At 72.7% G+C, this 23,014-nt stretch carries 20 protein-coding genes; 17 read left to right on the plus strand and 3 right to left on the minus strand.

Going from position 1 to position 23,014, the window contains the following annotated elements; genetic code table 11:
- Positions 1-44: 44 nt before the first annotated feature.
- Positions 45-893 (minus strand): hypothetical protein, encoded by an 849-nt coding sequence (locus ABZ808_RS03790; protein WP_357000462.1) that lies wholly within the window; start codon positions 891-893, stop codon positions 45-47.
- Positions 894-1,113: 220 nt separating this feature from the next.
- On the opposite strand from ABZ808_RS03790, the gene ABZ808_RS03795 reads away from it, so the two are divergent.
- The 17 genes from ABZ808_RS03795 (at position 1,114) to ABZ808_RS03875 (ending at position 20,354) form a co-directional block, all read left to right on the plus strand.
- Positions 1,114-1,563, plus strand: a complete 450-nt coding sequence (locus ABZ808_RS03795; RefSeq protein WP_357000464.1) for a ribonuclease domain-containing protein — start codon at positions 1,114-1,116, stop codon at positions 1,561-1,563.
- 66 nt (positions 1,564-1,629) lie between these two features.
- Positions 1,630-1,995: a barstar family protein gene (locus ABZ808_RS03800; protein ID WP_357000466.1), complete on the plus strand. Its 366-nt coding sequence runs from the start codon at positions 1,630-1,632 to the stop codon at positions 1,993-1,995.
- An 882-nt stretch (positions 1,996-2,877) separates the two neighbouring features.
- Positions 2,878-3,819, plus strand: coding sequence for a hypothetical protein (locus tag ABZ808_RS03805; protein ID WP_357000468.1), 942 nt, complete (start codon positions 2,878-2,880; stop codon positions 3,817-3,819).
- Between the two features lie 77 nt (positions 3,820-3,896).
- Complete coding sequence (locus ABZ808_RS03810) at positions 3,897-5,066, plus strand: hypothetical protein (RefSeq protein ID WP_357000471.1); 1,170 nt, start codon at positions 3,897-3,899, stop codon at positions 5,064-5,066.
- 17 nt (positions 5,067-5,083) lie between these two features.
- Positions 5,084-5,512: a hypothetical protein gene (locus tag ABZ808_RS03815; RefSeq protein ID WP_053659779.1), complete on the plus strand. Its 429-nt coding sequence runs from the start codon at positions 5,084-5,086 to the stop codon at positions 5,510-5,512.
- 55 nt (positions 5,513-5,567) lie between these two features.
- Positions 5,568-5,822 carry a hypothetical protein gene (locus ABZ808_RS03820; protein WP_357000474.1) on the plus strand — a complete coding sequence of 85 codons (255 nt, stop codon included), beginning with the start codon at positions 5,568-5,570 and terminating at the stop codon, positions 5,820-5,822.
- On the plus strand, positions 5,813-9,019 hold the full coding sequence (locus ABZ808_RS03825) for a hypothetical protein (protein ID WP_357000477.1): 3,207 nt from the start codon (positions 5,813-5,815) through the stop codon (positions 9,017-9,019). The genes ABZ808_RS03820 and ABZ808_RS03825 overlap by 10 nt, the downstream gene beginning before the upstream one ends.
- On the plus strand, positions 9,016-10,494 hold the full coding sequence (locus ABZ808_RS03830) for a hypothetical protein (protein ID WP_357000480.1): 1,479 nt from the start codon (positions 9,016-9,018) through the stop codon (positions 10,492-10,494). Before ABZ808_RS03825 ends, ABZ808_RS03830 begins: the two co-directional genes overlap by 4 nt.
- 2 nt (positions 10,495-10,496) lie before the next feature.
- The gene (locus ABZ808_RS03835; RefSeq protein ID WP_053659787.1) at positions 10,497-10,997 is read left to right on the plus strand and encodes a hypothetical protein; all 501 of its coding nucleotides are present in this window, start codon (positions 10,497-10,499) and stop codon (positions 10,995-10,997) included.
- Positions 10,997-11,647, plus strand: coding sequence for a hypothetical protein (locus ABZ808_RS03840; protein WP_357000482.1), 651 nt, complete (start codon positions 10,997-10,999; stop codon positions 11,645-11,647). Before ABZ808_RS03835 ends, ABZ808_RS03840 begins: the two co-directional genes overlap by 1 nt.
- Positions 11,644-13,671 carry a hypothetical protein gene (locus ABZ808_RS03845; protein ID WP_357000485.1) on the plus strand — a complete coding sequence of 676 codons (2,028 nt, stop codon included), beginning with the start codon at positions 11,644-11,646 and terminating at the stop codon, positions 13,669-13,671. Before ABZ808_RS03840 ends, ABZ808_RS03845 begins: the two co-directional genes overlap by 4 nt.
- A gap of 10 nt (positions 13,672-13,681) precedes the next feature.
- Complete coding sequence (locus tag ABZ808_RS03850; protein ID WP_357000488.1) at positions 13,682-14,005, plus strand: hypothetical protein; 324 nt, start codon at positions 13,682-13,684, stop codon at positions 14,003-14,005.
- A gap of 1 nt (position 14,006) precedes the next feature.
- Positions 14,007-14,510: a hypothetical protein gene (locus ABZ808_RS03855; RefSeq protein ID WP_357000491.1), complete on the plus strand. Its 504-nt coding sequence runs from the start codon at positions 14,007-14,009 to the stop codon at positions 14,508-14,510.
- Positions 14,503-15,939: a baseplate J/gp47 family protein gene (locus ABZ808_RS03860; RefSeq protein WP_357000494.1), complete on the plus strand. Its 1,437-nt coding sequence runs from the start codon at positions 14,503-14,505 to the stop codon at positions 15,937-15,939. The genes ABZ808_RS03855 and ABZ808_RS03860 overlap by 8 nt, the downstream gene beginning before the upstream one ends.
- 11 nt (positions 15,940-15,950) lie before the next feature.
- Positions 15,951-18,296, plus strand: coding sequence for a hypothetical protein (locus ABZ808_RS03865; RefSeq protein ID WP_357000497.1), 2,346 nt, complete (start codon positions 15,951-15,953; stop codon positions 18,294-18,296).
- A 13-nt stretch (positions 18,297-18,309) separates the two neighbouring features.
- Positions 18,310-19,437: a hypothetical protein gene (locus ABZ808_RS03870; RefSeq protein WP_357000500.1), complete on the plus strand. Its 1,128-nt coding sequence runs from the start codon at positions 18,310-18,312 to the stop codon at positions 19,435-19,437.
- A gap of 137 nt (positions 19,438-19,574) precedes the next feature.
- Positions 19,575-20,354 (plus strand): BTAD domain-containing putative transcriptional regulator, encoded by a 780-nt coding sequence (locus tag ABZ808_RS03875; RefSeq protein ID WP_357000502.1) that lies wholly within the window; start codon positions 19,575-19,577, stop codon positions 20,352-20,354.
- Positions 20,355-20,573: 219 nt separating this feature from the next.
- Here ABZ808_RS03875 and ABZ808_RS03880 read toward each other — a convergent pair whose 3' ends face one another.
- Both ABZ808_RS03880 and ABZ808_RS03885 read right to left on the minus strand, forming a co-directional pair.
- Positions 20,574-22,067, minus strand: a complete 1,494-nt coding sequence (locus ABZ808_RS03880; protein ID WP_357000504.1) for an FAD-binding oxidoreductase — start codon at positions 22,065-22,067, stop codon at positions 20,574-20,576.
- A 147-nt stretch (positions 22,068-22,214) separates the two neighbouring features.
- Positions 22,215-22,943, minus strand: a complete 729-nt coding sequence (locus ABZ808_RS03885) for an HD domain-containing protein (RefSeq protein ID WP_357000507.1) — start codon at positions 22,941-22,943, stop codon at positions 22,215-22,217.
- Between the last annotated feature and the right edge of the window lie 71 nt (positions 22,944-23,014).

A 23,014-nucleotide genomic window follows, 5' to 3' on the forward strand; every position in this document is an offset into this window, starting at 1 on the left:
GTCGAGAATGACAAAAATCCGACAGCCGAGCCGCTCGCTCCGCCTCAACTTCGCAGGTCGCCACCTGTGGCGGGGCGATTCTGTTGGGGTGGGACGTTCGGCGACTCGAACTGGCCCCGCTGCGGACGGCGGCGCTCGTCCAGCAGTTCGTCGATCCACCGGATGGCATCCCGCTGCCTGCTGAGCATGTGCTGGCGCGCGCTGGCCAGGTCCGGGTCGCCACCGGCCACCGCGAGGTGTTCATCCAGGATCACGACCCACCGGCGGCTGAGTTCTTCGGCGTACCGTGCCTGCTGCAAGTGCTCTTCGAGGCGGCATTCGAGTTTGATCAACCGATTGATCTGTGGCTGAATCGCCCGTCTGATCTGCTCGTCGAGCCGGACGGCGACGTCCGGTGCACAGCTGACTTCGAGGTCGCCTCGCTGGTAGCACCAGGGGCCCTGCTCGGCGAGCGCCTGCTGCAGGTGCTTCTCCAGGTCCGCCGCGCGGTGTGGGGCCAACTCCCGGGCGGCGTCGGCGGCGAGCCGGGTCAGCCGCTGGATTGCCTGCGGCATGAAGTAGTCGGCGTACCAGCTCAACACCTCGGAGCGCAGGCTGACCGTCGACGACCAGGCGAACGTCGCGCGGATGTGGAAGGAGTACACGTAACCCTGGGCGGGCACCACGATCTGCCAGGGCGCGCTGCGCTGCTCGACGAGCGGGCCGGACGGCGACGGGCCGGCCCCGGCCCCGACAGGCGCCTCGTCCTGGAGCGCGGCGACCAGCCGGTCCCAGGTTCGCGCCCACCAGCGCCACGCGCCGACACTCACGTCCCGGGTGATGGTCAGCCCACGGATGCCGCGCTGCCGCCACTGGTCCGCGGGCCTCGGCCTCCCGTCGGGAGCGTCCGTCATGGCACCCCTCCAGGGTCACGGATCCGCATTTCACGCTAACAACCGGTGACCGATTTGCCCGTAGCCACGCCGTCACCCGGCGGGGCCGCCATCAAGGGTTCACCCAGCATTGTGGAGCCGTTGAGGCGTCGAGGGGTGTTGCCGTCGGCCGACAGCGGTGAGACTGGTCCCGATCCGACAACGACACGGATCGATGGATCGGATGGTTTGGAGGCAGCCTGTGCCCACCCTCGTGTCCCCGCTGGCCACGCTCGGCGCGATCCGCCGGCGTACCACCACCCTCGCCCTGCTCCTCGCCATGGTCGCCGCCACGCTGGTCGGCCCGGCCGTGGTGACCCCTCGGTTGACCGACTCCGCGTCAGCGGCGGTCTACAACTCCTGCACCATCAGCCGCTGCGCGGACGCCCGCACCGCCCGCTCCGGATGGTCCGCCAAGGGCTTCCCGATTAGCCGTGCCTGGTATTCCTGGAGCGGCGGCAAATCCAACTTCGCCGGCGGCCGGTTCTACAACTACGAGGGTCAACTGCCCACCAACGCTACCTACTACGAGTACGACGTGTACCCGCGCACCCAGGGCGCTGCCCGGGACGCGTACCGGATCGTGGTGAACCGCAGCACCGGGGTCACCTGGTTCTCGCCCAACCACTACACCGACTTCTACCGGCTCTGACCAACGCCGGTGCCGGCCGTCCCGACCGGCCGGCACCGGCGACCGGGCCAGATCAGGGGGTACGTGATGGTCGATCCGAGCGGTGGCGAGCCGCCCGAGTGGCTGACCGTGTGCCGTGCCGGAACGCCGGACGTGCCCGGCGCTTCGGTGCTGGCCGGCGCGACGACCCGTACCCGACCGGCCCTCTTCGCCGCGTTGGCCGAGGCGCTTGCCCTGCCGGCCCACCTGGGAAGCACCTGGGACGCCCTCGCCGACGTGCTGCGCGACCGGCTGGACGCCGGCCCGCTCACCCTGCTGATCGACGACGCCGGCCAACTTCTCGCCGACGAGCCCGCCGGCCAGTACGCCCTGCTGCTCGCCGTGCTGGGCAACCTGGCCGCCACCGCCGCGCACCCGCTGCGCGTCGTCCTGCACGACGCCTCACCCTCCTGAGTGCTGCCGCCGCCGCGAACGGGGGACTCGCGCACGGGCCTCGCGCCGTCCCGCTCCCACGAGCCGCGATGGCGTCCGGCGCCGACCGGCCGACAGGATCGCTTCGTCGCCGACGTAGCCGGGACGCCGCCGGGGGGTTCCGCCAGCCGCGAGTCACTCGGTGCGGATGGCATCTTACGGAGCGTAACGGTGCGGGAGTGAGCATGCTCGTACGAGCGTGATGTCACACAGACATCTTGATGTCTGTGTGACATCACGCTCAACAGCGACACCGGCACCCCGCGCGTTGGCGGGGCCTGCGCGTTGGCGGGGCCTGCGCGTTGGCGGGGCCTGCGCGTTGGCGGGGCCTGCGCGTTGGCCGGCCTGTGCGTTGGCTGGGCCTGTGCGTTGGCCGGGCCCACGCGTTGGCCGGGCCGCTGCGCGCGCAGCCCGGGCGTTGGCTGGGCCTGCGCTCGCGGTGACGCGCCCCGCCTCGCCGACACCCCGACCTGGCGCGGCAGGCATCGACCGGAGCCGCGTCGGGGGCAGGCTGCGTCGACCGGCGCCGCGTTGGGAGCAGGCTGCGCTGACCGGCGCCGCGTTGGGAGCACGCCACGTCGACCGGCGCCGCGTTGGGGGCCACGCCGCGCCGACCGGGCCGCGTGGGGGTGTGCTGCGTTGACCGTGCGCTGCGTCGGGGTGCGCTGCGCGGTGTGGCCGCGGTTGCCGCTTCGGCGGCCTGGGGGCGGGGCGCTGTCGCTGTGCGGGTGCTCAGTTCCCGACAGTCCGGGCCTTTGGTGGGTGCGGTGACGGTGGCGGTGACGGTCGGGTGACGGCCCCTTCGCGATCCTCGTGCCGAGCCGGGCGGCGTGCCCAGGCGCGGGCAGTGGGGAGGCCGGTGCGGTGGACTTCGTCGACGGTGTGCTGGTGCGGCTGGCCGATCCGGGCACCCGCGCCGCCGTCTTCGACGACGACTCGCTGGCCCACCTGGTCGAGGCCGCGTACGACACCGAGGCGATGCCTGTCGCACCGCCGTACGCGGCGGTGTTCGACGAGCTGACCCTCGGCTTCGCTGCCGCGCCGGTGACCCTGGCAGAGGGGGAGTGGCTGGGCTCCGGCGGCACCACCCGTACCGAGCTGCGGGTCCGGCTGCACGGCCTCGGCGGGTCGGCGCTGCGCATCGACGCGCTGTGGCGGGGCAGCCTGGTGGTGCGTACCAGCGCGGCCCGGGACCGGGTGGAGGACCTCGACGTGGCGGTGCCCGCCTTCGACGTCGACCCGCAGATCGTCGCCGACCTGGGCGCGTTGCCGGCCGACCCGGCGGTGCTGGAGACCGAGCGCCGGACCCGGCTGGTGGCCCGGCTGCGGGCCGGCCTGCACCAGCCGGCCGCGTTCACCGACGCGCACCTGGACCGGCTGCTCGCCGGCGTGGGGGCCGCGACCGCCGGTGACCTGGTGGCCAGGATGCGCGGGCAGGTCGCCGGCGCCACCGTGAAGCTGCGCTACGCGGCCCCGCCAGCGGCACCACCCACCCCGCGTCCGCTGCCGTTCGCCGCCGCCGTGCTGATCCGCGACCGCGGCTTCTCCCTGGCCGACCTGCTCGTCGAGACGCGGCTCGTGCGGGCCCGCGCGGAGGAGTTGGGGCTGGACGTGCCGGCGCCGGACGACGTCCGGCGCCGACACCGGGTGGTCGCCGTCTGGGTGGTGCCCATCGAGACGTTCGACGACGACGGCTGGCCCGGCGGCGACACCGGCACCGACGCGCAGAAACGGGCCGCCCGGTTCGCGCGGGCCGGCCAGTGGCTCGCCCGCAGCGGCATCGGGCTCGCCGCCGTGACGACCTGAGACTCCCGGCCGCTGGCAGCCCGCAGCGGCCGGGAGTCGCCCACCGACCACAGCAGAAACTCCGTCCGGGAGGACCCGTGGCACCGACAGCAGCATTCCCGTTCATCGAGGTCCGGATCGTGCCACCACCGGCGCCGCTGGCCCAGCGCTCACCGGGCGTCATCGCCGTGGTCGGCAAGGCGCCGTCCACCGCCGACGGCGGCTCGGCGCCGGCGAACACGCCGGTCCGGATCGAGACCCTCGACGACGCGGTCACCAACTTCGCCCGCCGGCAGGCCGGCAACGTAGTCCGCAACGCCCTCTACAACTCCCTCGAACTGGCGTTCCTACAGGACCCGCGCCCGGCCAAGGTGTACGGGGTCAAGGTCGCCGGCGACGACTACGCCGCCGCGCTCGGCGCCCTGGAGGCCGCCGACGACGTGACAATGGTGTCGCTGGCCAACGAGACGAGCGTCGGCAACCCGGCGGGGGCGGGCGCACCGACCGGTCTGCACGCCCTCAAGGCACACGTGGAGACGATGTCCGCGGCCGGCCAGCGGCGGATCGGCTTCGCCATGGTCAACCCGGCCACCGAGAAGGTGCCCACCTACGTCGCCGACATCACCGCCGCCGCGAACCCGCTCAAGAGCAGCACCAGCCGGATGCTGATGATCGCGGCTCGGGGCGCGGACGGCGACGCGGCCACCGCCGCGATGGCCGCCGTGGCCGGGCTGCCGGTGCACCACAGCATCGTGCTGAAGAAGATTCGCGGGGTGGCCATCTCGGTGGCCAAGCAGTACAGCCCGGCCGAGATCAAGGGTCTGTCCGAGGCGAACCTCACGCCGATCATCGACCCGACCCTGATCACCGGGGAGAGCCTGCACTTCGCCGACGGGAGGCTCTTCACCACCGACGCGAGCCTGCTGCACGTCGACCTGGTCCGCACCCTGGACCAGATCGAGTTCATGCTCCGCGCCGGCCTGATCGGCCTGGTCGGCGACGCCCGGATCACCAAGCCGGGCATGACCCTGCTGAAGACCCAGGTGGACGGCATCCTCGGCCCGCTGAAGCGACAGGCGGTGATCGACGACTACCGGATCGAGATCCCGGTGCTGGAGATCCTCAGCATCCCCGAGGTCGCCCGCACCGCCACCGACACCTCGATCGTCACCGCCGCCCGGGCCGACCGCACGGTCGACCTGGTCGTCACCGTCACGTACGGCCCGGCCGTGAGCCGCCTGCTGGTCACGCTCGTGGCCAAGTTCTGACCCGGAGGAACCAGACCATGGAGTGGAAGACCCGCCTCGCGGTGCAGTACACCAAGGGCACCGAGACGGTGCTGATCAGCCCGATCGACTCGTTCAGCCCGTCCTTCTCGCTCAACGTCGAGGCGCTGCACTCGTGCGAGGTGACCCACCTGGGCGTCATCCACGCGCCGGTGTCGATGAACTTCACGATGACCGTCAAGGCGATCGGGGACGTCGCCGGCCGGCTCACCAAACTGGCCCTCGACGGCGAGCTGTTCGACATCGCGCTGCTGGAGCACACCGGCGACGACTGGGCGTTCTCGTCCTTCGTGTTGCAGGACTGCCTGATCACCAGTGCGACACCGACCACGGCCACCATCTCCGGCGCACCGGCGGCGACCTTCAGCGGCTTCAGCCTGGCCGCGACGGTCGACCCGAAGACCGGCGACCAGTCCGTGCTGCCGTAACCCGCCGACCGCAGCCGCCAACGACAGCCCGCCGACGACGAACCGGAGGTAGCAGATGGCGACCGGTGCTGGCCGTGCCGCCCGGGTCACCCGTACCGGGCTGGCCCTGGTGCACGCGGGTGAGCTGGTGCTGCCGGCGGCCGGCAGCGAGGCCGAGGCCGAGCAGGTGGCCGAGGACGACCGCGCGGTCATCGCGTACCACTTCCCGGTGGAGATCGAGGTGGTCGCGGCCGGCGGCGCGGTCGACGCCGACGCCCTCGCCGACCTCGCGCTGGCCCGGTTCGCCGAGCACCTGGACGGGTGGGCCTGACGGTGGCCATCTCGGTGCACGTGCCGGTGCGGATCCGGCTGGACGCCCGCTCGGTGACCGAGCGGCCGGAGGCGGTGACCGGCGCGCTCGGCGCGGCCCTGGCCCGCGCCCTGGAACGCTCCCGCCGCGAGGTGGTCGCGCCACGCGGCGGCTACCTGGAGGTACGCCCCAGCGCGCCGGAGTTCCGCTGGACCGGCGCGGGCCGTGAGCGGGTGTCCCCGGACGACCGGCGTGCCTTCGAGGCCCGGCTGCGCCAGCGCATCGACGAGGTGGTGGCCGCCGCGCGGCTGGACCCGGGGCTGCCGGCCGGGGTGGCCGCGCCGCTGAGCCGGCCACCGGCCGAGCTGTTCGACCCGCAGCGGATGCGCCACCTGCTGGCCGTCTACCGGGTGCCGTCCTACGACGACGGTGGCGACGCCGCCGAGGTGCCGGTCGACGGCGACGAGCCGCCGCCGATGCGCTACGACTGGCATCTGCGCCCGGTCGCCGACCTGGTCGGTCACTTCGCCGAACTGGCCCGCGAGGCGGTCCGACAGCACGGTGGCTTGCCGTCGGGCACCCCACACGGCATCATCGCCCGGGTCACCAGCCCGGAGGGACGGCAGGTGTGGCTGGTCATGGTCACCACCACGCCGCTGTCGTACCTCACCTTCGACCGGTTCGGCGAGACGGTCTTCCGGGCCACCCCGCAACCGCACTTCGAGATCGAGGCGCGTACGCCCAGCCCGCAGCCGGGCACGGTGGACCGTCGACCCGTCGCCGACCGGGCCGCGCTGGTGGCCATGGTGGACGAGGAGATCGGCGCCGACATCCGGACCCGTTTGCGCACCGCGCAGCCGCGTGGTGAGACCACCACCGCCGAGGAGTACGCGGCGCAGATCGAGCGGGCCGTCGAGGCGGAGGTGAACCGGCGCGTCGAAGGGATCCTCGGTTCGCTGGGCGGTGCGACACCGACCAGCCTGATCATCGTCCAGGTGGGTGGCACGTCGCTGCTGCTGGTCGGCACCGAGGCCACCGATGCGACGCTGCACTGGACCGGGCGGGCCAACCTGCTGCCGATCAGCGTCGAGCAGCACCCCACGACGCCGGTCGACCCCAACGCGCCACCCGGTGGCGGCACCAGCACCGGGGCGGGCGGCGGCACTGGCTCTGATGGCGGCGGTGGCACGGGTGACGGAGGCGGTGGCACCGGGGCGGGCGACGGTACGGGCGATGGTACGGACGCCGGGGGAGGGTCCGGTGCCGGAGCCGGCGGTACGCCACGGGGCGGGTTCGTCTTCGACCCGAGCGTCCCGAGCGCGCCACCCGGCGCCGGGGCGAGCCGGTTTCCGCTGGTCACCGGCGAACGGGCGGAGATCCCGGCGTGCGGGTCGCTCAACGGCGAACCCGACCTGGACGCGTTGGGCGCGGACGCCGACGATCTGCGTCGCCTGATGGACGACATCGCGTTCCGCCTGCAGATGAACCAACCGTGCCGCTACCCGGCGACCTTCTGCCTACAGGCCGCCGCGGTGCTGCGCGCCCGGGCCGCCGCGATCGGCGTACTCGTTGGCACGGCGGAACGGGAGGCGTTCAGTCGGCCCGTTCCGGAGGGCACCGGTCGGCTCGGGCCGCTGGACTTCCGGCCGGTCGCCTCGCCCGCCATCCAGTTCCTGCGTCACCTCGCCGGGGTGGTTCCCCGGCTGGACCACCTCGCCCAGCGGATCATGGCCGTCTATCGCAAGCCGGAGCACTGGGCCCGGATCCGCAGCGCCTCGTTCGAGCACCCGGCCGCCTGGAACCTGCACTTCCTGCACAGGTTCACCCCGGCCGTGAAGGACGCCGTCGGGACGATCTTCGTGATCGGCAACAAGGCCATGCTGGTGCAGTTGCTGCTCACCTCCCGGCAGGGCATCCAGGCTCGGATCACCAACTTCCCGGCGTACGCGCCGATCTTCGAGCGGCTGATCGTCTCCCAGCTCACCGACTACGTCGAGTTGCAGGGACTGCGGGACCGGCTGCGTCGGCACGAGGCGGCCCGGACCCTCCTGACCTACACCAGCACCGGGGGAGAGGCACTCGCCACAGCCAGCCTGGTGAACCCCTCCACGGCCTGGTACGGCGCGGCGCACTCGCTCGCCGGCGCGTTCCTCGCCGCCGAGGCCGCCTTCACCAGCGCCGGGGCGGCCGGCGAGATCGTCGAGCGGGACGGGGTGACCCGCATCCGGGACTCCCACGGCGTGCTCTGGACCGTCGCCGACATCGAACAGGCGATGGTCATCCAGCGCGGCGAGGCCGAGGGCATCGACCCGCTGGTCAAGCAGATCGCCGACCTGCCCGACGTGCTGGCCCGCTTCGCCGGTGACCGCAGCGCCATCCGCGACGAGCTGTGGCGGGTGCTGCAGGACATGCGGCGCAACAACGCCGAGATGCTCGACCGCGCCCGGGAAGACGCCGGGTTCGCGTTCCGGTCCAGCCGGATCAGCGAACACATCCCGTCGGCCACCATCCCCGGCGGCCGGTACGCACTGCAGGGCATCCACCTCGTCACCCACCAGCAGCTCGGCGAGTTCTTCGGCGGCAGCAGTTACTACACCCTCGGCGTCGATGACCTGTTCAGCGGTGAACTCGGCCGGCAGGCGCTGTCGACGTTCGCGCTGACCGTCGGCATCATCGCCCTGTCGGTGCTCTGCCCACCGCTGGGTTTCGTCGTCGGGGTGGCCGTCGCCGTGGGCGACGTGATCCACGCCCACCGGCGCGAGCGGCTCTACGGGGCGTTGATAGACCCGGAGCTGGTGCTGACCCGCGCCGAGGTGGAGGTGGAACTCTTCGCCGCGTACCTCGGGCTGGGACTGTCCCTGATCCCGGAGGTCGGCACCATCGGCGGCGCGGTCGTGCGCGGTGGCCGGGTCGCCCTGCGGTACGGGCTGCGCGCCGGGCTGCGGGCCGGTGGCCGGTACGTGGCGCGCCGGGTCGCCCGCCAGGTCATCGAGGCGGCCTCCCGGGACCTGCTGCAGGCGTTCATCACCGAGATCCTGCTCAACGAGGTGCTGGAACGCGTCGTGCAGAAGCTGATGGAGCCGGTGCTGGCGTACGTGGAGCGGGAGGCGATGCTGCGCAGCGCGGTCGGCGGCCCGGAGGGCGCCCGGTTCATCCTCATGGTGCTCGACTCCCAACCCGCCGCCGCCGGTCCGCGCGTCCCGGTGGTGCGGCCGTGACCCCGCCCCGCCGGTTCCGCGCCGGCCGCTTCCTGGACGCCGCGGCGGTGCACGCCGCCGCCGACGCCAACCCGCGGTTGCGCCGGTTCATGCGAACGGTGGCCGGGCACAGCGAGGCCGGCGAGGTGCGTTCTCGCCGGCTGCTGGAGCACCTCATCCGCCGCATCGTCGACGATGTCGGCGACCTGCACCTGGGCAACGCGGTGAGCCGGCTGGAGCGGATCGCCGTGCTGCGGGAGAACATCGCCGCGATCCTCGACCACGTGCTCGACGGCGGCACCCTGCCCGAGGGGGTCCGGGTGGAGACCCTCGGCGAGTACTTCGACCAGCTCAGCACCGAGATGCGCGAGCTGAGCCGACCCCGCGACGGCATCGTCGGGGACGCACCGCTGCGGCTGGCCGACGACGCCGCCGCGTACGCCGAGTCGTTGCTGCGGGAGTTCGAGGCCGGCGGCGGCGCGGGCGGCCGGCACGCCGAGCCGGCCGCCGTGGTCGGTGACGCGTTCCGTGCCATGCCGGCGGACCGGCAGGCCGCGCTGCGCCGCGCCGCCGAGCTGGAGCCGCAGGCGCTGTGGCGGGCGGTGGCCGCCGAATCCGAGAGCGGCAAGCGGGCCGCCGTCGCGGACCTGGAGACCCGGCTCGGCGGCCGGCTCACCCCCGACGAGTTGGCCCGGCTGCGTACCGCCGTCGACGACCTCGGTCGGGCCCGCTCGCGCGGCCTGCAGATGAGCGAGGCCCGCCTCGCCGAGATCCTGGCGCGGATCGCCGACCCGGACCTGCGGGCGGTGGTGGCCGGTGGCGACGCGTGGCTTACCCAGCAGCTCGCGGCGCACAACCCGGAGGCCCTGGCCACCCTGTGGCAACGCTTCCGGGACCGGGGCGGACGCGCCGACGACGGCCCCGGCTTCCGCGCCTACCTGCGCCACGACATGGTCACCTACGGCCGGGGCGTGCTCGGCGAGTACAGCGCGGCGTTCTCGCTGAGCAGCATCGAGCTGTTCCTCAAGGGGCCGGACGCCAACGTCAAGGTCGCCGGCACCGACCTCGTCGGCATCGGCCACGACGGCTGGGTGTGGCTGATCGACGACAAGTCGCACCGGGCCGCCAGCGTCAGCGGAGTCAGCGCGCTCACCGAGAACCTGGCCACCAACCTGCGCCGCGACGCCGCCGACTTCCGCGACGCCATCACGCGGCTGCAACGCGACGACCCCGGCTTCACCCCGGACCCGCGGATCCTCGACGCGATCTCCCGGATGGAGGACGCCGCCACCGAGATCGACCGGATCAACCGGCGCGGCTCCGCGTCCACCCGGCCCGCGCGGATCAGCGCGGCAATGGCGGAGCGCCGGCTGCGGCTGCGGGTCACCAGCGCAGCCGGCGAGGTCCGCGAGATCACCCAGGCGCTGCGCGACCTGGGCCTGGCCGTCGAACCCACCGGTACGCCGGTGCCGCTGCCACCGACCGGAGGGCGCTGAGCATGGCCATCACCAGCAGCTTCATGCGGTACGGCACGGTGCCGTCGGCGATCATCAGTGACGGGGTGCTGCCGATCCCACTGTGGGCGGTCACCGCGATCTCCCTCGCGCAGACGTACCACCTGCCGCCGATCGGCTCCACCGCGCACAAGGCGATCGTGGCCACCCACGACGACACCATCACGCTGACCGGGGTGCTCGTCGGCGCGGAACGCTACGCCTGGAAGTTCGCGCTGGAGACGATGGCCGAGGCGAGCAAACGCGGCACCGCGCTTGCCGCGTACTCCGGTGGGAAGTTCGGCGGGCTGATCCTCGTCACGTCGATGACCATCCGCACCGACATGCAGGTGCAGTCGCTGACCTTCAACGCCTCGGCCGCCCGCCGGGACGTCCTGGACACCACCATCACCCTCGTCCACGTGCCCCGTCCCAGCCTGCTCGGCAAGCTGCTCGACGTGGCCAGCATCGGAGTCGGCGCGCTCGCCGACGGGTTGGGCAACTGATGCCACCGTTCCCGATCGACCGCTACCTGCTGCCGGAGACCCCCATCGAGGTGCCCGACGGGTTCACCGAGGTCCGGCAGAGCCTCACCGCCGGCCTGCCGCACCGCGTCGAACTCGGCGCGGGCGTGCACGCGGTGCTGATCCTGCCCACCGGCCTGGCCCGGCAGTGGCTCGACACCGACCCCCTGGCGGTGGTCACCAGCTCCGCCGACGACCTGGCGCCCCGGCCCGCACCGCCGGCCACACCTCGGGCGCCGGCGCTGGTCGGCCGGGTGCCGCTGCGCCTGGTCGTCCGCCAGGGCACCCGGATCCTCGGCTCGGTGCCGCTCGCCGCCGGCCTGCGCCGGGTCTGCCCCGACGCCGGCACGCCCGCTGACACCGCCGGGTCCGCCCCGGTCGCCGTCGAGGTGGTGGTGCTCGGCTGGCTGCTGCACGCCGGGACGGTACGCGGCTCCGGCGACTACGGCTCGTCGCTGACGCTGGCGTGGCGTCGGGCCGACCGGGCGGTGGACCAGTTCGGGCCGCCCCCGATCAACGAGTTCGTCTGGCGTCGCCGCCCACCCGCGCAGCGCGTCGAATCCGAGCTGGGCCCCGGCAAGCTGCGCTACCGCTACCTGCTCGACAAGAAGCTGCGGAGGGTTCTGCGATGACGCTCACGCCGTTCCAGACCGGTCAGGTGCGCCAGGGCGCGGTGGGCAACGACGCCGGCTGGACCCTGACCTTCCACCGGGAAACCCCGACCGGCCTCAGCCCTGACACCGCGCTCACCCTCTCCAGCGCGGACTACTACGCGGCCATCGACGCCGCGCTGCCCGACGGGCTCGGCCCCGGCGCGTACACGATTACCGTGCAGGGGCTGATCGACGAACACTTCGCCGCGCTGCGCACCGCCGAGGGGCAGCCGCCGCTGGTGGCGAAACTGCACCTGTACTGGCGGGACGCCAACACCTCCGTCGGCGCGTTCTTCACCAACCTGGTCGGCGTCAACGCCGGCCCGTCGCCGGCCGAGCTGACGCAGGCGCTTGTCGCCGTGCTGCGGGTGACTAAGGTACGCCGGCTCACCGGCCAGCGGACCTACGACACCGAGCTGACCCTCGTCGAGCAGGCGTACGCCCGACTCGGGCAGCGGGTCGCCGAACGGTTCGAGGCGGCGAACTTCACCGCGGCCGTCCGGACCATCGCCGAGCGGACCCGGGTGGACATCTCCACCTGGGGCGCCAACCCGGACGGCACGATGACCCGGGGTGCCAGTGAGGCGGCCGGTGACGAGCGGGTCGCCTTCGGCGCCGGTCTGCTCTACCGTGCCGCGTTGGACCGGCTCGGGGGCGCGTTGCAGCAGTCGCTCAACGCGTACGGGCGGGGGATGCTGCTGATCCGCGACGGCACCGTGCACGTCGGCAAGCGGCCGATCCCGTACCCGGAGGGGGAGCCGAAGCCGCTCACCCTCGCCACCGGCCTGCTGGAGTGCACCGAGAGCGGCGGCCAGGACACCGACCCGTACGCGGCCACCGAGGCGGGTGGGACCGCGCCGCCGCGCCGTCGGGCGTGGACGCTGACCCTCAAGGGCCGCCCCGATCTGAAACCCGGTGACGTGGTGCTCTTCGACCCGCCGGCCGTGGACGAGGCCACCACGCTGGGCAGCGTCGGCGCGGCGCTGCTCGGCTCGTTCGCCGCCCCGTTCGCCCCGTCGACCGGGGAGTTGGGGGCCGGGGCGAAGCTGCTCTACCTCAGCGCGGCCCGGCACACGCTGTCGCGTACCGCCGGGTTCGTCACTGTCGTGCAGGGCGTGGAGGTCGCCTCGCCCGCGCAGGCCTGGGACAGCTGGAGTGACGCCTCCGGCGTGGGCGCCACCGAGCCGGCCGGCCCGGCGTCCTCGCCCGGGGTGGCCGCCGCCGAGGCCGTGCGCCGTGCCGTCCGCGCGGCCCGGGGCGAGACGCGTGGCCTGGAGATCGGCGAGGTCCGGGCGGCGGCCACCAACGCCAGCGGCGCGGTCGAGCCGCCGGCCCAGACCGAGACGGTGTGGGAAGGGCTGGCCCGCCCGGACGGCCGACCCAACGGCGCTCGCCGGCTGCCGGTACGCCGGGAGCAGCCCGCGCCGTTGCCCGGGGTGACCTACCTGACCCCGTTCGCGTGGGGTGGATGCGGGCTGATCCTGCCCCGCTACCCGGGGACGCGGGTGGCGCTGGCCTACCGCAACGGCGCTCCGGACGACCCGGTGGAGGTGGGCGCGCTCTGGCCCACCGGGCACGCCCCGGTGTCCGAGCCGGGGGACTGGTGGTTGTCACTGCCGGTCGGGGTCGCCACCAACAGCCGCTCGTCCATCGGCGACACGGTGGTGCCCGCCGACCACGCCGGCAAGGTGACGCACGACCTCACCGACGGCGACGGCAACCGGGTCATCGAGTTGGGGGAGCTGACGGTACGGGTGGGCCGGGATCAGCTGCACGGTCGGGGTCAGCGCCCGGCACGCGCCGGGGTGGCCGACAGCATAACCATCGAGCACGCCGCCGGTGGGTCGTCGATCGTCATGAAGCAGGACGGCTCGATCACCATCACCGCCAAGCGGATCGACCTGGACGCGGGCAACGGTGCGGTGAACATCAGCGGCGGCACCGTCAACATCGCCGCCGACGACGTCGACGTCCAGGTCAGCAACGCGATGAACGTCCACTGAGGAGAACGACATGGCATTCGTGCTCACCACGTCGAGTGACGTGCACTGCCCCACCCAGGGGAAGGTCTCCCCGGCCGGGCAGGCGAAGCTGATCGTGGCCGATGCCGAGGTGACCCGACTCGACGGCATCACGGGGAAGTCGGTGACCGGCTGCACGATCACCGACAGCAACTCCACCATGCAGTGCAAGAGCGTCGTCTCGGCGACCGGCGCCGCCGGAAAGCTGCTCGTCGGCAACGTCGGTGTGGCGCTCGACACCCTCAGCGGCGCCACCAACGGCAGCACACCCGCCCTCTCGGCCAGCGCCGGGCAGAGCAAGCTGAAGGCGGTCTGAGATGGACCGGACCGAGCGGGAACGGCAGGCCGCCCAGCGCCGGTACCTCGGCTGGGGCCTCGCCTTCGAACCCACCATGCCCGGCGTGGACCTGGCCCGCGACGTCGTCTTCGACGACGGCCCGAACGGCCGAGTGCTGGCCCTTGTCGCCGGCACCCAGAACGTGGCGCAGAGCCTCGCCGTGGCGCTGACCACGCTGCGCGGCTCGAACGTCTTCGACGCCACCTTCGGCTTCGACGGGCTCAACGCCCTCGCCGAGCAGATCGAGCCGAACCTGATCCGCGAGCAGGTACGCATCGGCATCATCACGCTGCTCGACCGCGATCCCCGGGTTCGCAAGATCGTCGACGTGAACCTCGACGACGGACGGCTCGGCGCGAACGGCACCGACGACGCGGCCCGCGCCGCACTGCGTGCCTCGCGCACCCTGCAGGTGCAGGTCCAGTTCGAAACCATCACCGACGACCGACTCTCGGTGCATCTCGGGGAGCTACCAAGTGTCTGATCCCACCCTGCCGGCCGAGCTGGCCGACGTCCTCGCCGTCGACGCCGCCGCGCTGCGGGCCACCGGCTCGACCGGCTTCGGCATCGTCGAGACCGGCTTCGTGCCCAAGTCCTTCGCCCGGCTGCTCGCCGAGAAGCTCGCCACCGCCCGGCTGCTCTTCGGCGACGACGTCGACCTGACCAGCGGGGCCGTCCTGCGCAAGGTTCTCGAACTGGCCGCCCTGGAGGACGCCCGACTGTGGGCGGCGCTCGGCGCGGTCTACGACAACTCGTACGTCGTCTCGGCCACCGCCGACGCGTTGACCCGCCTCGGCGAGGAACTCGGCATCCCCCGGCCATACCTGCCGGCCCGGGGCACGGTGAAGCTGAAGCTCAAGGCCGCGCTGCCGACCGGCCGCACCCAGCTCACGCTGCCCCGGGGCGCACGGCTCTCCACCCCCGGCGGGCACCACGTCGCGCTGGACGAGACGGTGGTGCTCACCGCCGCCGTCGGTGAACGGACGCCGGCCGTCGCGGCCTTCTATCCCGGCCCGGCGCACAACCTGGACCCCGCCCAGGCCAGCCAGAAGATCGACCGGTGGAACCGGGCCGACACCCTGCTGGCCGACCTGGACGACGCCGAGCAGGCCGCCGGCAAGGAGCTGGTGGAGATCACCCACACCATCGCGCTGACCGGCGGCGAGCAGCAGGTCTCCGACGCCCGCTACCGACAACTGCTGCTGGCCGCGCCCCGCTCCATCTGGACGGCCGAGGCGATCGGCCTGGCCGTGGCCACCGTCCCCGGCGTACGCCAGGTGCAGGTCTTCGACGGCCGGGGCGGGCTCGACCTCAACCAGTCCATCTTCGGCAACTTCAACTTCATCGAGCGGGTCTTCAGCACCGAACGTGACCTGGGTAACCCGTACTACGTCACGGTGCTCGTCGCGCCGACCGCCGCGGCCATCTGGGACGGCCCCGACGGGCTGCACGCCGCCGTCGAGTCGGTCATCGAGGACCTGCGCCCGGTGGGCATCTTCGCCTCGGTGGACCGGGCCGACGAGGTCGGCATCGGTGTCGAGGCCGACCTGGTGATCCGTGGCCTGCCGCTGCCCACCGGCTCCACGGAGACGGTGAACGCCTCCACGGCCGCCGCCGAGCTGCGCGCCCGACTGCACGCCCGGCTCCGCCGCTACGTCGACGAGCTGCCCTTCGGCGAGCCGGTCCGGGCGGCCGAGGTGATCTGGACGCTGATGAACGAGCCAGGTGTCGCCGACGTCCGCTCGCTGCGGCTGGTCCGTTTCCCGGCCGATTCGGCCGTGGTGGTGACCGGCAGCGCGCCGACCGGCGACGGGGTGCAGCGGCTGCCCGTCGGCGACAACGCGGTGCTCGCCGCCAACCAGGTGCCCGTCTACGTCGACCGGGACGATCCCCGGCCGTTCCGGATCGTCTGAGCGGGGGCGCGATGACCGACATCCGGGTACCCGTGGACGGTGCCGACCCGTCCGTCGAACGCAACCTCGTCGACCAGTTGGAGGGCCCCTACCCGGGCACCGTGCGGCGGGTCGTCGTGCCGATCGCCGCCGCCGGCACCGCCGCCGTGGACTGGACCAGCCGACACCCGCTGCTCACCGTCGTGCTGCGCCGGGACCTGGTCGAGGAGACCGTCCGGGTGACGGTCACCGTGGCGCCGGGCGGCACCGGCGAGCGCGTGCTGCCGCCGGTCGTCTTCGCGCCCTGGTCGGCCGCTGGCGCGTCGGTGCCCGCGTACGCGCCGGACACCGCCGACGAGCCGCTGGTCGCCCCGTTCACCGTCGCGGTGACGGCCGAGCGGGCCGTCGACGGTGGTGCCGCCACGGCGGTCACCGGTGCGGCGCTCGGCGGGCTGGTCGAGCTGGCCGTACTGGAGGGCAACCTGGGGCGGCTGCTGTACCTGATGTCGTACGAGAAGCACCGGCTGCGTCGCGCGGCCCGGGAGGTGCACGCGTACCGGACCCTGGCGCACGCCCGGCGCGACGCGCTGGACCGGATCGGCGCCGACGTCGGCGTGGCCCGCTTCGTCGACGAGTTGGTGCACGAGCCAACCCGCGGCGAGGTGTACGCCCGCCGGCTGGCCCCGCCGGCCCGCGAGCCGGATTCGGCGTACGCCCACCGGCTCGGGCTCTACCGGCGGTTCCTGCTGCCCACCCCGGGCGCGGTGCGCCGGTTGCTCAACGGGCCCGGCGCGGACACCGACCCGAACGCCGGGCTCTTCGCCGACCTGCCCGGCGGCGCCCGGTTCACCCTGCGCGAGGACGACGACCGGTTCGCCGTCGCGATCCGGCTGGTCGCCGCCGGCGATCCGCAGCACCGCACCAACTTCCTCGCCCAGCTGCGCCGCGACCGGCTCGTCCTGCCGGCGAACACCCCGCCGAACAACACCACGCACGCCGGCCGGGCGCTGCCGGCCAGCCGACTGGCCGAGGTCACCGCGCTGCGGGCCAGCCTGCGCCAGTCGTACGCCTTCGACAGCGGGCACGCCGTGGCACCGCCGCTGGCCGCCGCCCTGGACCGCGCCGGGCGGGTGTGCCGGGCGCTCGGATCGTCGGTGGTGTGGCAGGTGACCCGGGCGCAGGACGACGCCGGTGGCAGCCGCTACGAGCTGGGTCTCGGTGTGGACGTGAGCTGGCCGACCCCCGCGCAGGCCACCGACCTGCGCAACCGGGTGCTGGACACCGGCCGGGCGGTCACCGCTGACCGGACCGCCGAGGCGTTGATCGTCGCCGCTCGCGCACGCGGTGTGCCCACCGTGGCGGCCGACGGCGAGCTGGCATGGCTGTGGCGGGTGTGCGGGTTGCCGACCACGCACCGGATCAGCACCACCCGGATGTACCTGTCCCACCTGCCCACCCGAGGGTTGGCGGTGACCGCGCCGCTGAGTGCGCCGGTCGCCGCCGATGCGACGGTCGAGGCGCAGTTCCACGCGCCGGGCGACCCGGGCGGCAACGCGCTGCTGTTGGCCGGGCTCAGCGCGGCCCGGACGGCGTGGACCAACTCCGGGGAACCCACGTGGAATTCGCTGACCGACGCGGTGGCCCGCACCCGGTGGGCGGCCGTGCCGACCCGGCCGGCAGGGCAGCCGGTCGATCAGGTGCTGGCCGCCGCCGGTCTTCCCGCGGTACGGGAGCCGGCGCCCGTGGTGGCCGCGCTCAACCGCCTGCCCGACGAGCTGGTGGAGACCATCGAGCTGCCGGCGGCGCTGGCCTCCGCCTTGATCGCCGGGCAGCCGGCCGCCGGAGTCCGGCTGGCCCGGCTCGTCGGGCTGCTGCGCGATCAGCACCTGGCCGCCGCGCTGCCGCTTGTCGAGACGGGCAACCGGGTGCTGCTGGTGTGCAGTGTGATCGGCCTGCCGCAGGCCGGGCTGAACCTGGCCGAGCGGCGGGCCACCGGGTTCCGCTGGTACACCGTCGGACTCGGCGGCGGCACGGCGGAGATCAAGGCGGTCGGCGCGCGGACCACCCTGCGCCCCACCCACGCCGGGCTGGTCGCCGTGGTGGCGCTCTCCTATGTGCGTACCGGCCTGACCGACCCATACGAGTTCCGGGTGGAGCTGCCCGACGGGGTGGCGCTGACCCTGGCGCAGTACGAGCGGCTGATGAACGCGTTGACGCGAGTCTGCCCCCTCGGCGTGGAGATCAACACGTTCGGCATCCGGCGCGACCACGTCGACCTCGACGGCAACGGCACCGCCGAGCCGCTGCGCCCGGCGGTGGCCCGTACCTTCCGCACCTTCCAGCAACGCCGGCACCGCGGCGTGTACGACCAGCTCTGAGAGGGACACCACCATGGCGAGCGAGATCAACTACGACGGGGTGACCGTCACCGAGCTGTACGAGGCGTTCACCAAGCACGGCATCCCGGCCTCGGACGCCAGCGTGCTGGTCTCCTCCTGGATCTACGAGAACGTGGGCACCGCGAAGCGGGTGTTCAGCTACGCCGAGTCGTTCCCGGCGGTCGAGCCGGGCTGCGCGCCGCCGCCGTTCGCCCGGACCTTCGCGCACACCGACTGGGTCGACGGCGAGGATGTCGTACAGGCTGGACAGACACCTGGCGAGCAAGGCTTCAACGAACGCTTCCACCGCATCGAGCACGACCTGGACCACCTCGGCACCGACCTGGCCAAGGCGTTCACCTGCATGGCCGCGATGCGGGTGAGCCTGCGCCGGCTGCTCGACGAGATCCGCGCCGAGATCAACCGGCTGCACTCCGCCGTGCACGAGAACAAGGTGACGCTCGGCCCGCACGCCATCGAGCAGATCCCCAACTACATCGGCGCGCTGGACTTCGGTAAGTACATGGGCACCACGATGTTCATGGACAAGAAGGTAAGCATCTGGCAGACCAAGGCCGGCACCATCGTGCTGCCCGCCGTGGAGACCCTCGGCGTGGACGTGGTCGTCGGCCCGAAGGTCCGCGGTGCCGCCCAGCTCGCCCGCCACGCCGCCGAGCACAGCGACGTCCGGCAGCGTTTCCCCCGCGAGGTGAAGCTGGTGGAGTTCATCCGGTTCTTCGGCGAGGAGGAGTTGGCCGACGGTCGGCTGGTCCGCGACGTGCTCAAGGTGCTGCCGGCGGACACCAGCTACCCGAGCCTGGACGCGATGTTCGGCGAGGTGAGCGAGCGTGAGGCAGCGATCGTCCGGACCACGGTCGGCGCCTCGTCGGCGGTCTCGGCGGCGCTCGGCATCGAGGCCGAGTTGGAGAACGTCGCCGACGCCGACATCGCCATGCTCGCCGGGGTGCCGACCAAGGCCCGTGCGGCGCTGACCCGCGCCGGGATCAGCACCCTCGGCAAGCTGGCCAACGCGAAGCCCGAGCAGGTGCTCGCGGTCATGAAGGAAGCCGGGGTACGCGCCGACGTCGGCGACGCCGCCGAGTGGACCGGGTACGCCCAGACGCTGAGCAAGCTGCGCTGAACGGACGGCCACGACTCCGGCGAACGGGTGATCCGCGCCGCTCGCCGGGTCGGTGTGACGACACTGCGCTGGCGTGCCGACCTTCCACACCCGAGCGTGGAACTGCCACGGCTCGATCGGGTGCGAAAGGCGCATGCATGGCTGTTCAAGAGGTTCCGCACGACCTCCGCACCGCGCCGCACGAGGCCGATGCGGGGCAGCCACCCCGGTACGTGCTGCGCCTGCTCGGTGGGTTCGGGCTGGAGCGCGACGGTCGGTCGGTCGCGGTGCCGCAGGGCGCCCGCCGGTTGCTCGCCTACCTCGGCGTACGCCAGCGGTGCGCCCGCGCGGAGGCCGCCGGCACGCTCTGGCCCGGCTCCCACGAGGAGCGGGCTCGGGCCAACCTGCGCACCATGCTGTGGCGGCTGCACCGGGTCACCCCCGAGCCTTTGGTGGCCGAGGACGACCGGCTCGCCCTTGCCGCCGGGGTGACCAGCGACGTGGCCATTCTGGGCGCGGCGGCGGCCGCACTGCTGGCCGGCGGGTCACCGGTCGGCGTCGGCCTCGGCGTGCCGGCGCTGGCGACCGGCGAGCTGCTGCCCGGCTGGTACGACGACTGGGTGCTGACCGAGCGGGAGCGGCTGCGCCAGACACGGCTGTACGCGTTGGAAGCCCTCGCCGAACGACTCACCGCGCAGGGCCGCTTCAGTGAGGCGGTGCAGGTGGCGTTGACCGCCGTGCAGTTGGAGCCGCTGCGGGAGAGCGCCACCCGCGTGTTGATCGCCGTGCACCTGGCCGAGCGCAACATCAACGAGGCGGTACGGCGGTTCGAGCTGTTCCGCGCCGACCTGGGCCGGGAGTTGGGTGTGGCACCGACGCCCTGGCTGGAGCACCTCGTGCGGGCGGGCAAGTCCGGCGCCCCGGTCCCGTATCCCTGAAAGACTCCGGCGCCGCCCCCGGCCGGCTCCCGCTCCCGCCGGTCTCCGCGCCCGACCAGGCCGGGCGGCGGCCACCGTCCCCACGGCCTTTGCTCTGCTTCAACCGGCGCAACGCCTACACCGCTTGAGTGTTGCGTCGGTTGAAGCAGAGCAAAGGCTGCGCGGGGGTGGGGCGGCCCCGCCGTGTGGGTGGCGTGACCGGCGCTGCCGCCGCGCCGGTCAGTGTGTCGCGGGCGGGATGCTCTGCTCGTACTGGAAGACGTTGTGGGGGTCGTACTTCGCCTTGATTCGGCGAAGCCGGTCGAAGTTGCGTCCCCAGTAGGCGGTCTCCCATTCCGCCATGCCGATGTTCGGCACGTTGACGTAGGCGCCGCTCACGTAGGGCCGCAGTGCCTGGCTGAACTCGGCGATCCAGGTCTGGGCGATCGGGGTGACGTCGTCACCGCTGTTGGGCTCTCCGCGGGTGCCCCAGCCAGCGCCGGGCTCGGAGTAGAAGAGCGCGTCGCGGTGCGGGAACGCCGTGCCACCGAACGGTTCCTGCCGCTGCGCCCCCGTGCCGAACGCCTGGGTGAAGAAGTTGCTGTCGTCCGACGGAGCGTCCTCCATGAACGCGCGGATCACTCTGATCGCCTTCGCCGGGAACGGCTCTCGGGTGAACTGCGAGAAGAACTTCCAATTCGCCGGCTCGTCCTCGGTCGGAATCTGGAATCCCGCGTACGTCTCGCCCCAGCCTCCGATCTGCACCGTCACCTCGGGGCTGCCGATTGACAGGATCGGTTCCAGCAGCCGCCTGGCCTCTGCCTCCGAGCCTTCGGCGAGCACTCCGAACAGCAGGATCTCGTTCCGGTGGACCTCGAGTTGGCTGCCGAGGCGGGGGTCGGTGAACGGTGCGCTGCGCTGCCAGGTGTCGAAGACCCCGTGCAGGTCGCCGAGGCCCTGCCAGGTCGCCTGGAGGTAGGCGACGCTCTTGAGTGGGGCCACCTTGTAGGTGAGCGAGGTGACGATTCCGAAGTTGCCGTTGCCCGCTCCCCGCAGCGCCCAGAGCAGGTCCGGGTGGTTCCACGGGTCGACCTCGAGCACCTTCGCGCCGTCGGCGCCCGCAGCGACGACGATCTCCGCCCCGACCAGGTTGTCGCAGGCCATCCCGAGGTAGCGGGTGAGGAAACCGAAGCCGCCGCCGAGGGTCGCCCCGGACAGGCCGACGGTTCCCTCCGTTCCCGTCGTCGCCGCCAGGTCGTACTCGCCGAGCGCGGTGACCGCCTCCAACTGGCTGAGCCCGGCGCCGACCCGTGCGATGCGGCTGGCGGGGTCGATGTGGGTGCTCTTCAACTCGCTGACGTCGATCACGATGCCGTTGTCGACGTTCGACCAGCCTTCGAGGCTGTGACGACCGCTGCGGACCCGGAGCGCGACGTTGTTCTGCCGTGCCCACGTGAGGGCGTTGACCACGTCCCGGGTCTCCTGGGCGAAGACGATGACCAGCGGATAGTGAACGAAGAGCTCGTCCCAGCCGAGGCTCGCGTCAGCGTAGTTGGGGCTCTGGGGGCGGACGATGCGGCCGGTCAGCTCCGCCGGGGGGTACTTCGCACCGGACCCGGACCCGGGGCCGTCGGCCGCGATCGCCGAGCTGCCCGCCAGCGCGCCTGGGATAGCGACCGCTCCGGCGCCAGCGGCCGTCGCCTTGAGCAGATCACGACGAGAAAGGTCACGCATGGTCAGAGTCCTCTCGATCGGGGTACGCCGAAATCGGTCAAGAGGGCTCATTGCCTCTGATCAGGCGCAAACCAACCGTAAGTGCAGAGGGCTCTTCGAAGATCTGAGAACTTGTCGCGGAACCCGGTCGGGTGACGCGGCGGCAGGTCAGTTCGGGTGGGCGGGCTGGTCGAGGATGGCGCTGAACCGCTCCTCGGCAAGATCGAGCTGGCCGAAGATGTGCCGCTTCACCGCCAGTGACAGCGGCGTGTCCGGCCGGCCGATCAGGTCCCGGAAGAGCGGCACCAGCGGCCGGTACTTGCGGGCCGACGAGACGACCTTCGGACCGACCGTGTGGATCACCCCAACGCCGTTGTCGGTGAAGTCCGACACCTTGATCACCCGAGCCCAGGGCTCCCGGTCCAGGCTGACCGCCAGGTGCTCCCGGTACTGCTCGTTGCGGTCGCGCCGCGGGTCGTACACCGGGTTGGTGACGGCGGCGACCAGGGTGGCCACCCGGGGCCCGAACCGCGCGGCGAGCGCGGTCAGCGCGGCCTCGGTCGGGTCGGCCCCCGGGTCGCCGTCGGCCAGCTCGACCGGGTGGTCCTCCACCGCGTCGTGCAGCAGGCCGGCGACGATCACGTCCACGTCCCGCACCTGGTAGTGGTGCATGAGCCGGATCGCCACCCGCAGCAGGTGGTTGAGGTAGGGCTCGCGTACCCGACGGTCGTCGCGGTGCAGCTCGGCGGCGAGGTCGAGCGCGGCGGTCAGCCGCGCCCGGGCGGTGTCGTCGAACTGCTGGACTTCCAACCGGAAGCGCTCCAGCAGGCCGGGTTCGCCGTGGATCTCGGTGATCGCGTGCATCGGCATGCTGCCCAGGTGTGGCGGGAAGTCCATGCGTCACTTATAGCCGATCTTCACCACATCGATGATCCCCTGCGTCGCCGACCCGACCACGAGATCTGAGA

The organism is Micromonospora sp. NPDC047527 (assembly GCF_040643015.1).
Classification (GTDB): domain Bacteria; phylum Actinomycetota; class Actinomycetes; order Mycobacteriales; family Micromonosporaceae; genus Micromonospora.

Coding starts and splice junctions, on each gene's coding strand:
- ABZ808_RS03815 (WP_053659779.1), top strand. CDS start 5,084: ATGGAGTGGAAGACCCGCCTCGCGGTGCAGTACACCAAGGGCACCGAG.
- ABZ808_RS03820 (WP_357000474.1), top strand. CDS start 5,568: ATGGCGACCGGTGCTGGCCGTGCCGCCCGGGTCACCCGTACCGGGCTG.
- ABZ808_RS03845 (WP_357000485.1), top strand. CDS start 11,644: ATGACGCTCACGCCGTTCCAGACCGGTCAGGTGCGCCAGGGCGCGGTG.
- ABZ808_RS03870 (WP_357000500.1), top strand. CDS start 18,310: ATGGCGAGCGAGATCAACTACGACGGGGTGACCGTCACCGAGCTGTAC.
- ABZ808_RS03865 (WP_357000497.1), top strand. CDS start 15,951: ATGACCGACATCCGGGTACCCGTGGACGGTGCCGACCCGTCCGTCGAA.
- ABZ808_RS03850 (WP_357000488.1), top strand. CDS start 13,682: ATGGCATTCGTGCTCACCACGTCGAGTGACGTGCACTGCCCCACCCAG.
- ABZ808_RS03840 (WP_357000482.1), top strand. CDS start 10,997: ATGCCACCGTTCCCGATCGACCGCTACCTGCTGCCGGAGACCCCCATC.
- ABZ808_RS03885 (WP_357000507.1), bottom strand. CDS start 22,943: ATGGACTTCCCGCCACACCTGGGCAGCATGCCGATGCACGCGATCACC.
- ABZ808_RS03875 (WP_357000502.1), top strand. CDS start 19,575: ATGGCTGTTCAAGAGGTTCCGCACGACCTCCGCACCGCGCCGCACGAG.
- ABZ808_RS03790 (WP_357000462.1), bottom strand. CDS start 893: ATGACGGACGCTCCCGACGGGAGGCCGAGGCCCGCGGACCAGTGGCGG.
- ABZ808_RS03835 (WP_053659787.1), top strand. CDS start 10,497: ATGGCCATCACCAGCAGCTTCATGCGGTACGGCACGGTGCCGTCGGCG.
- ABZ808_RS03880 (WP_357000504.1), bottom strand. CDS start 22,067: ATGCGTGACCTTTCTCGTCGTGATCTGCTCAAGGCGACGGCCGCTGGC.
- ABZ808_RS03855 (WP_357000491.1), top strand. CDS start 14,007: ATGGACCGGACCGAGCGGGAACGGCAGGCCGCCCAGCGCCGGTACCTC.
- ABZ808_RS03800 (WP_357000466.1), top strand. CDS start 1,630: ATGGTCGATCCGAGCGGTGGCGAGCCGCCCGAGTGGCTGACCGTGTGC.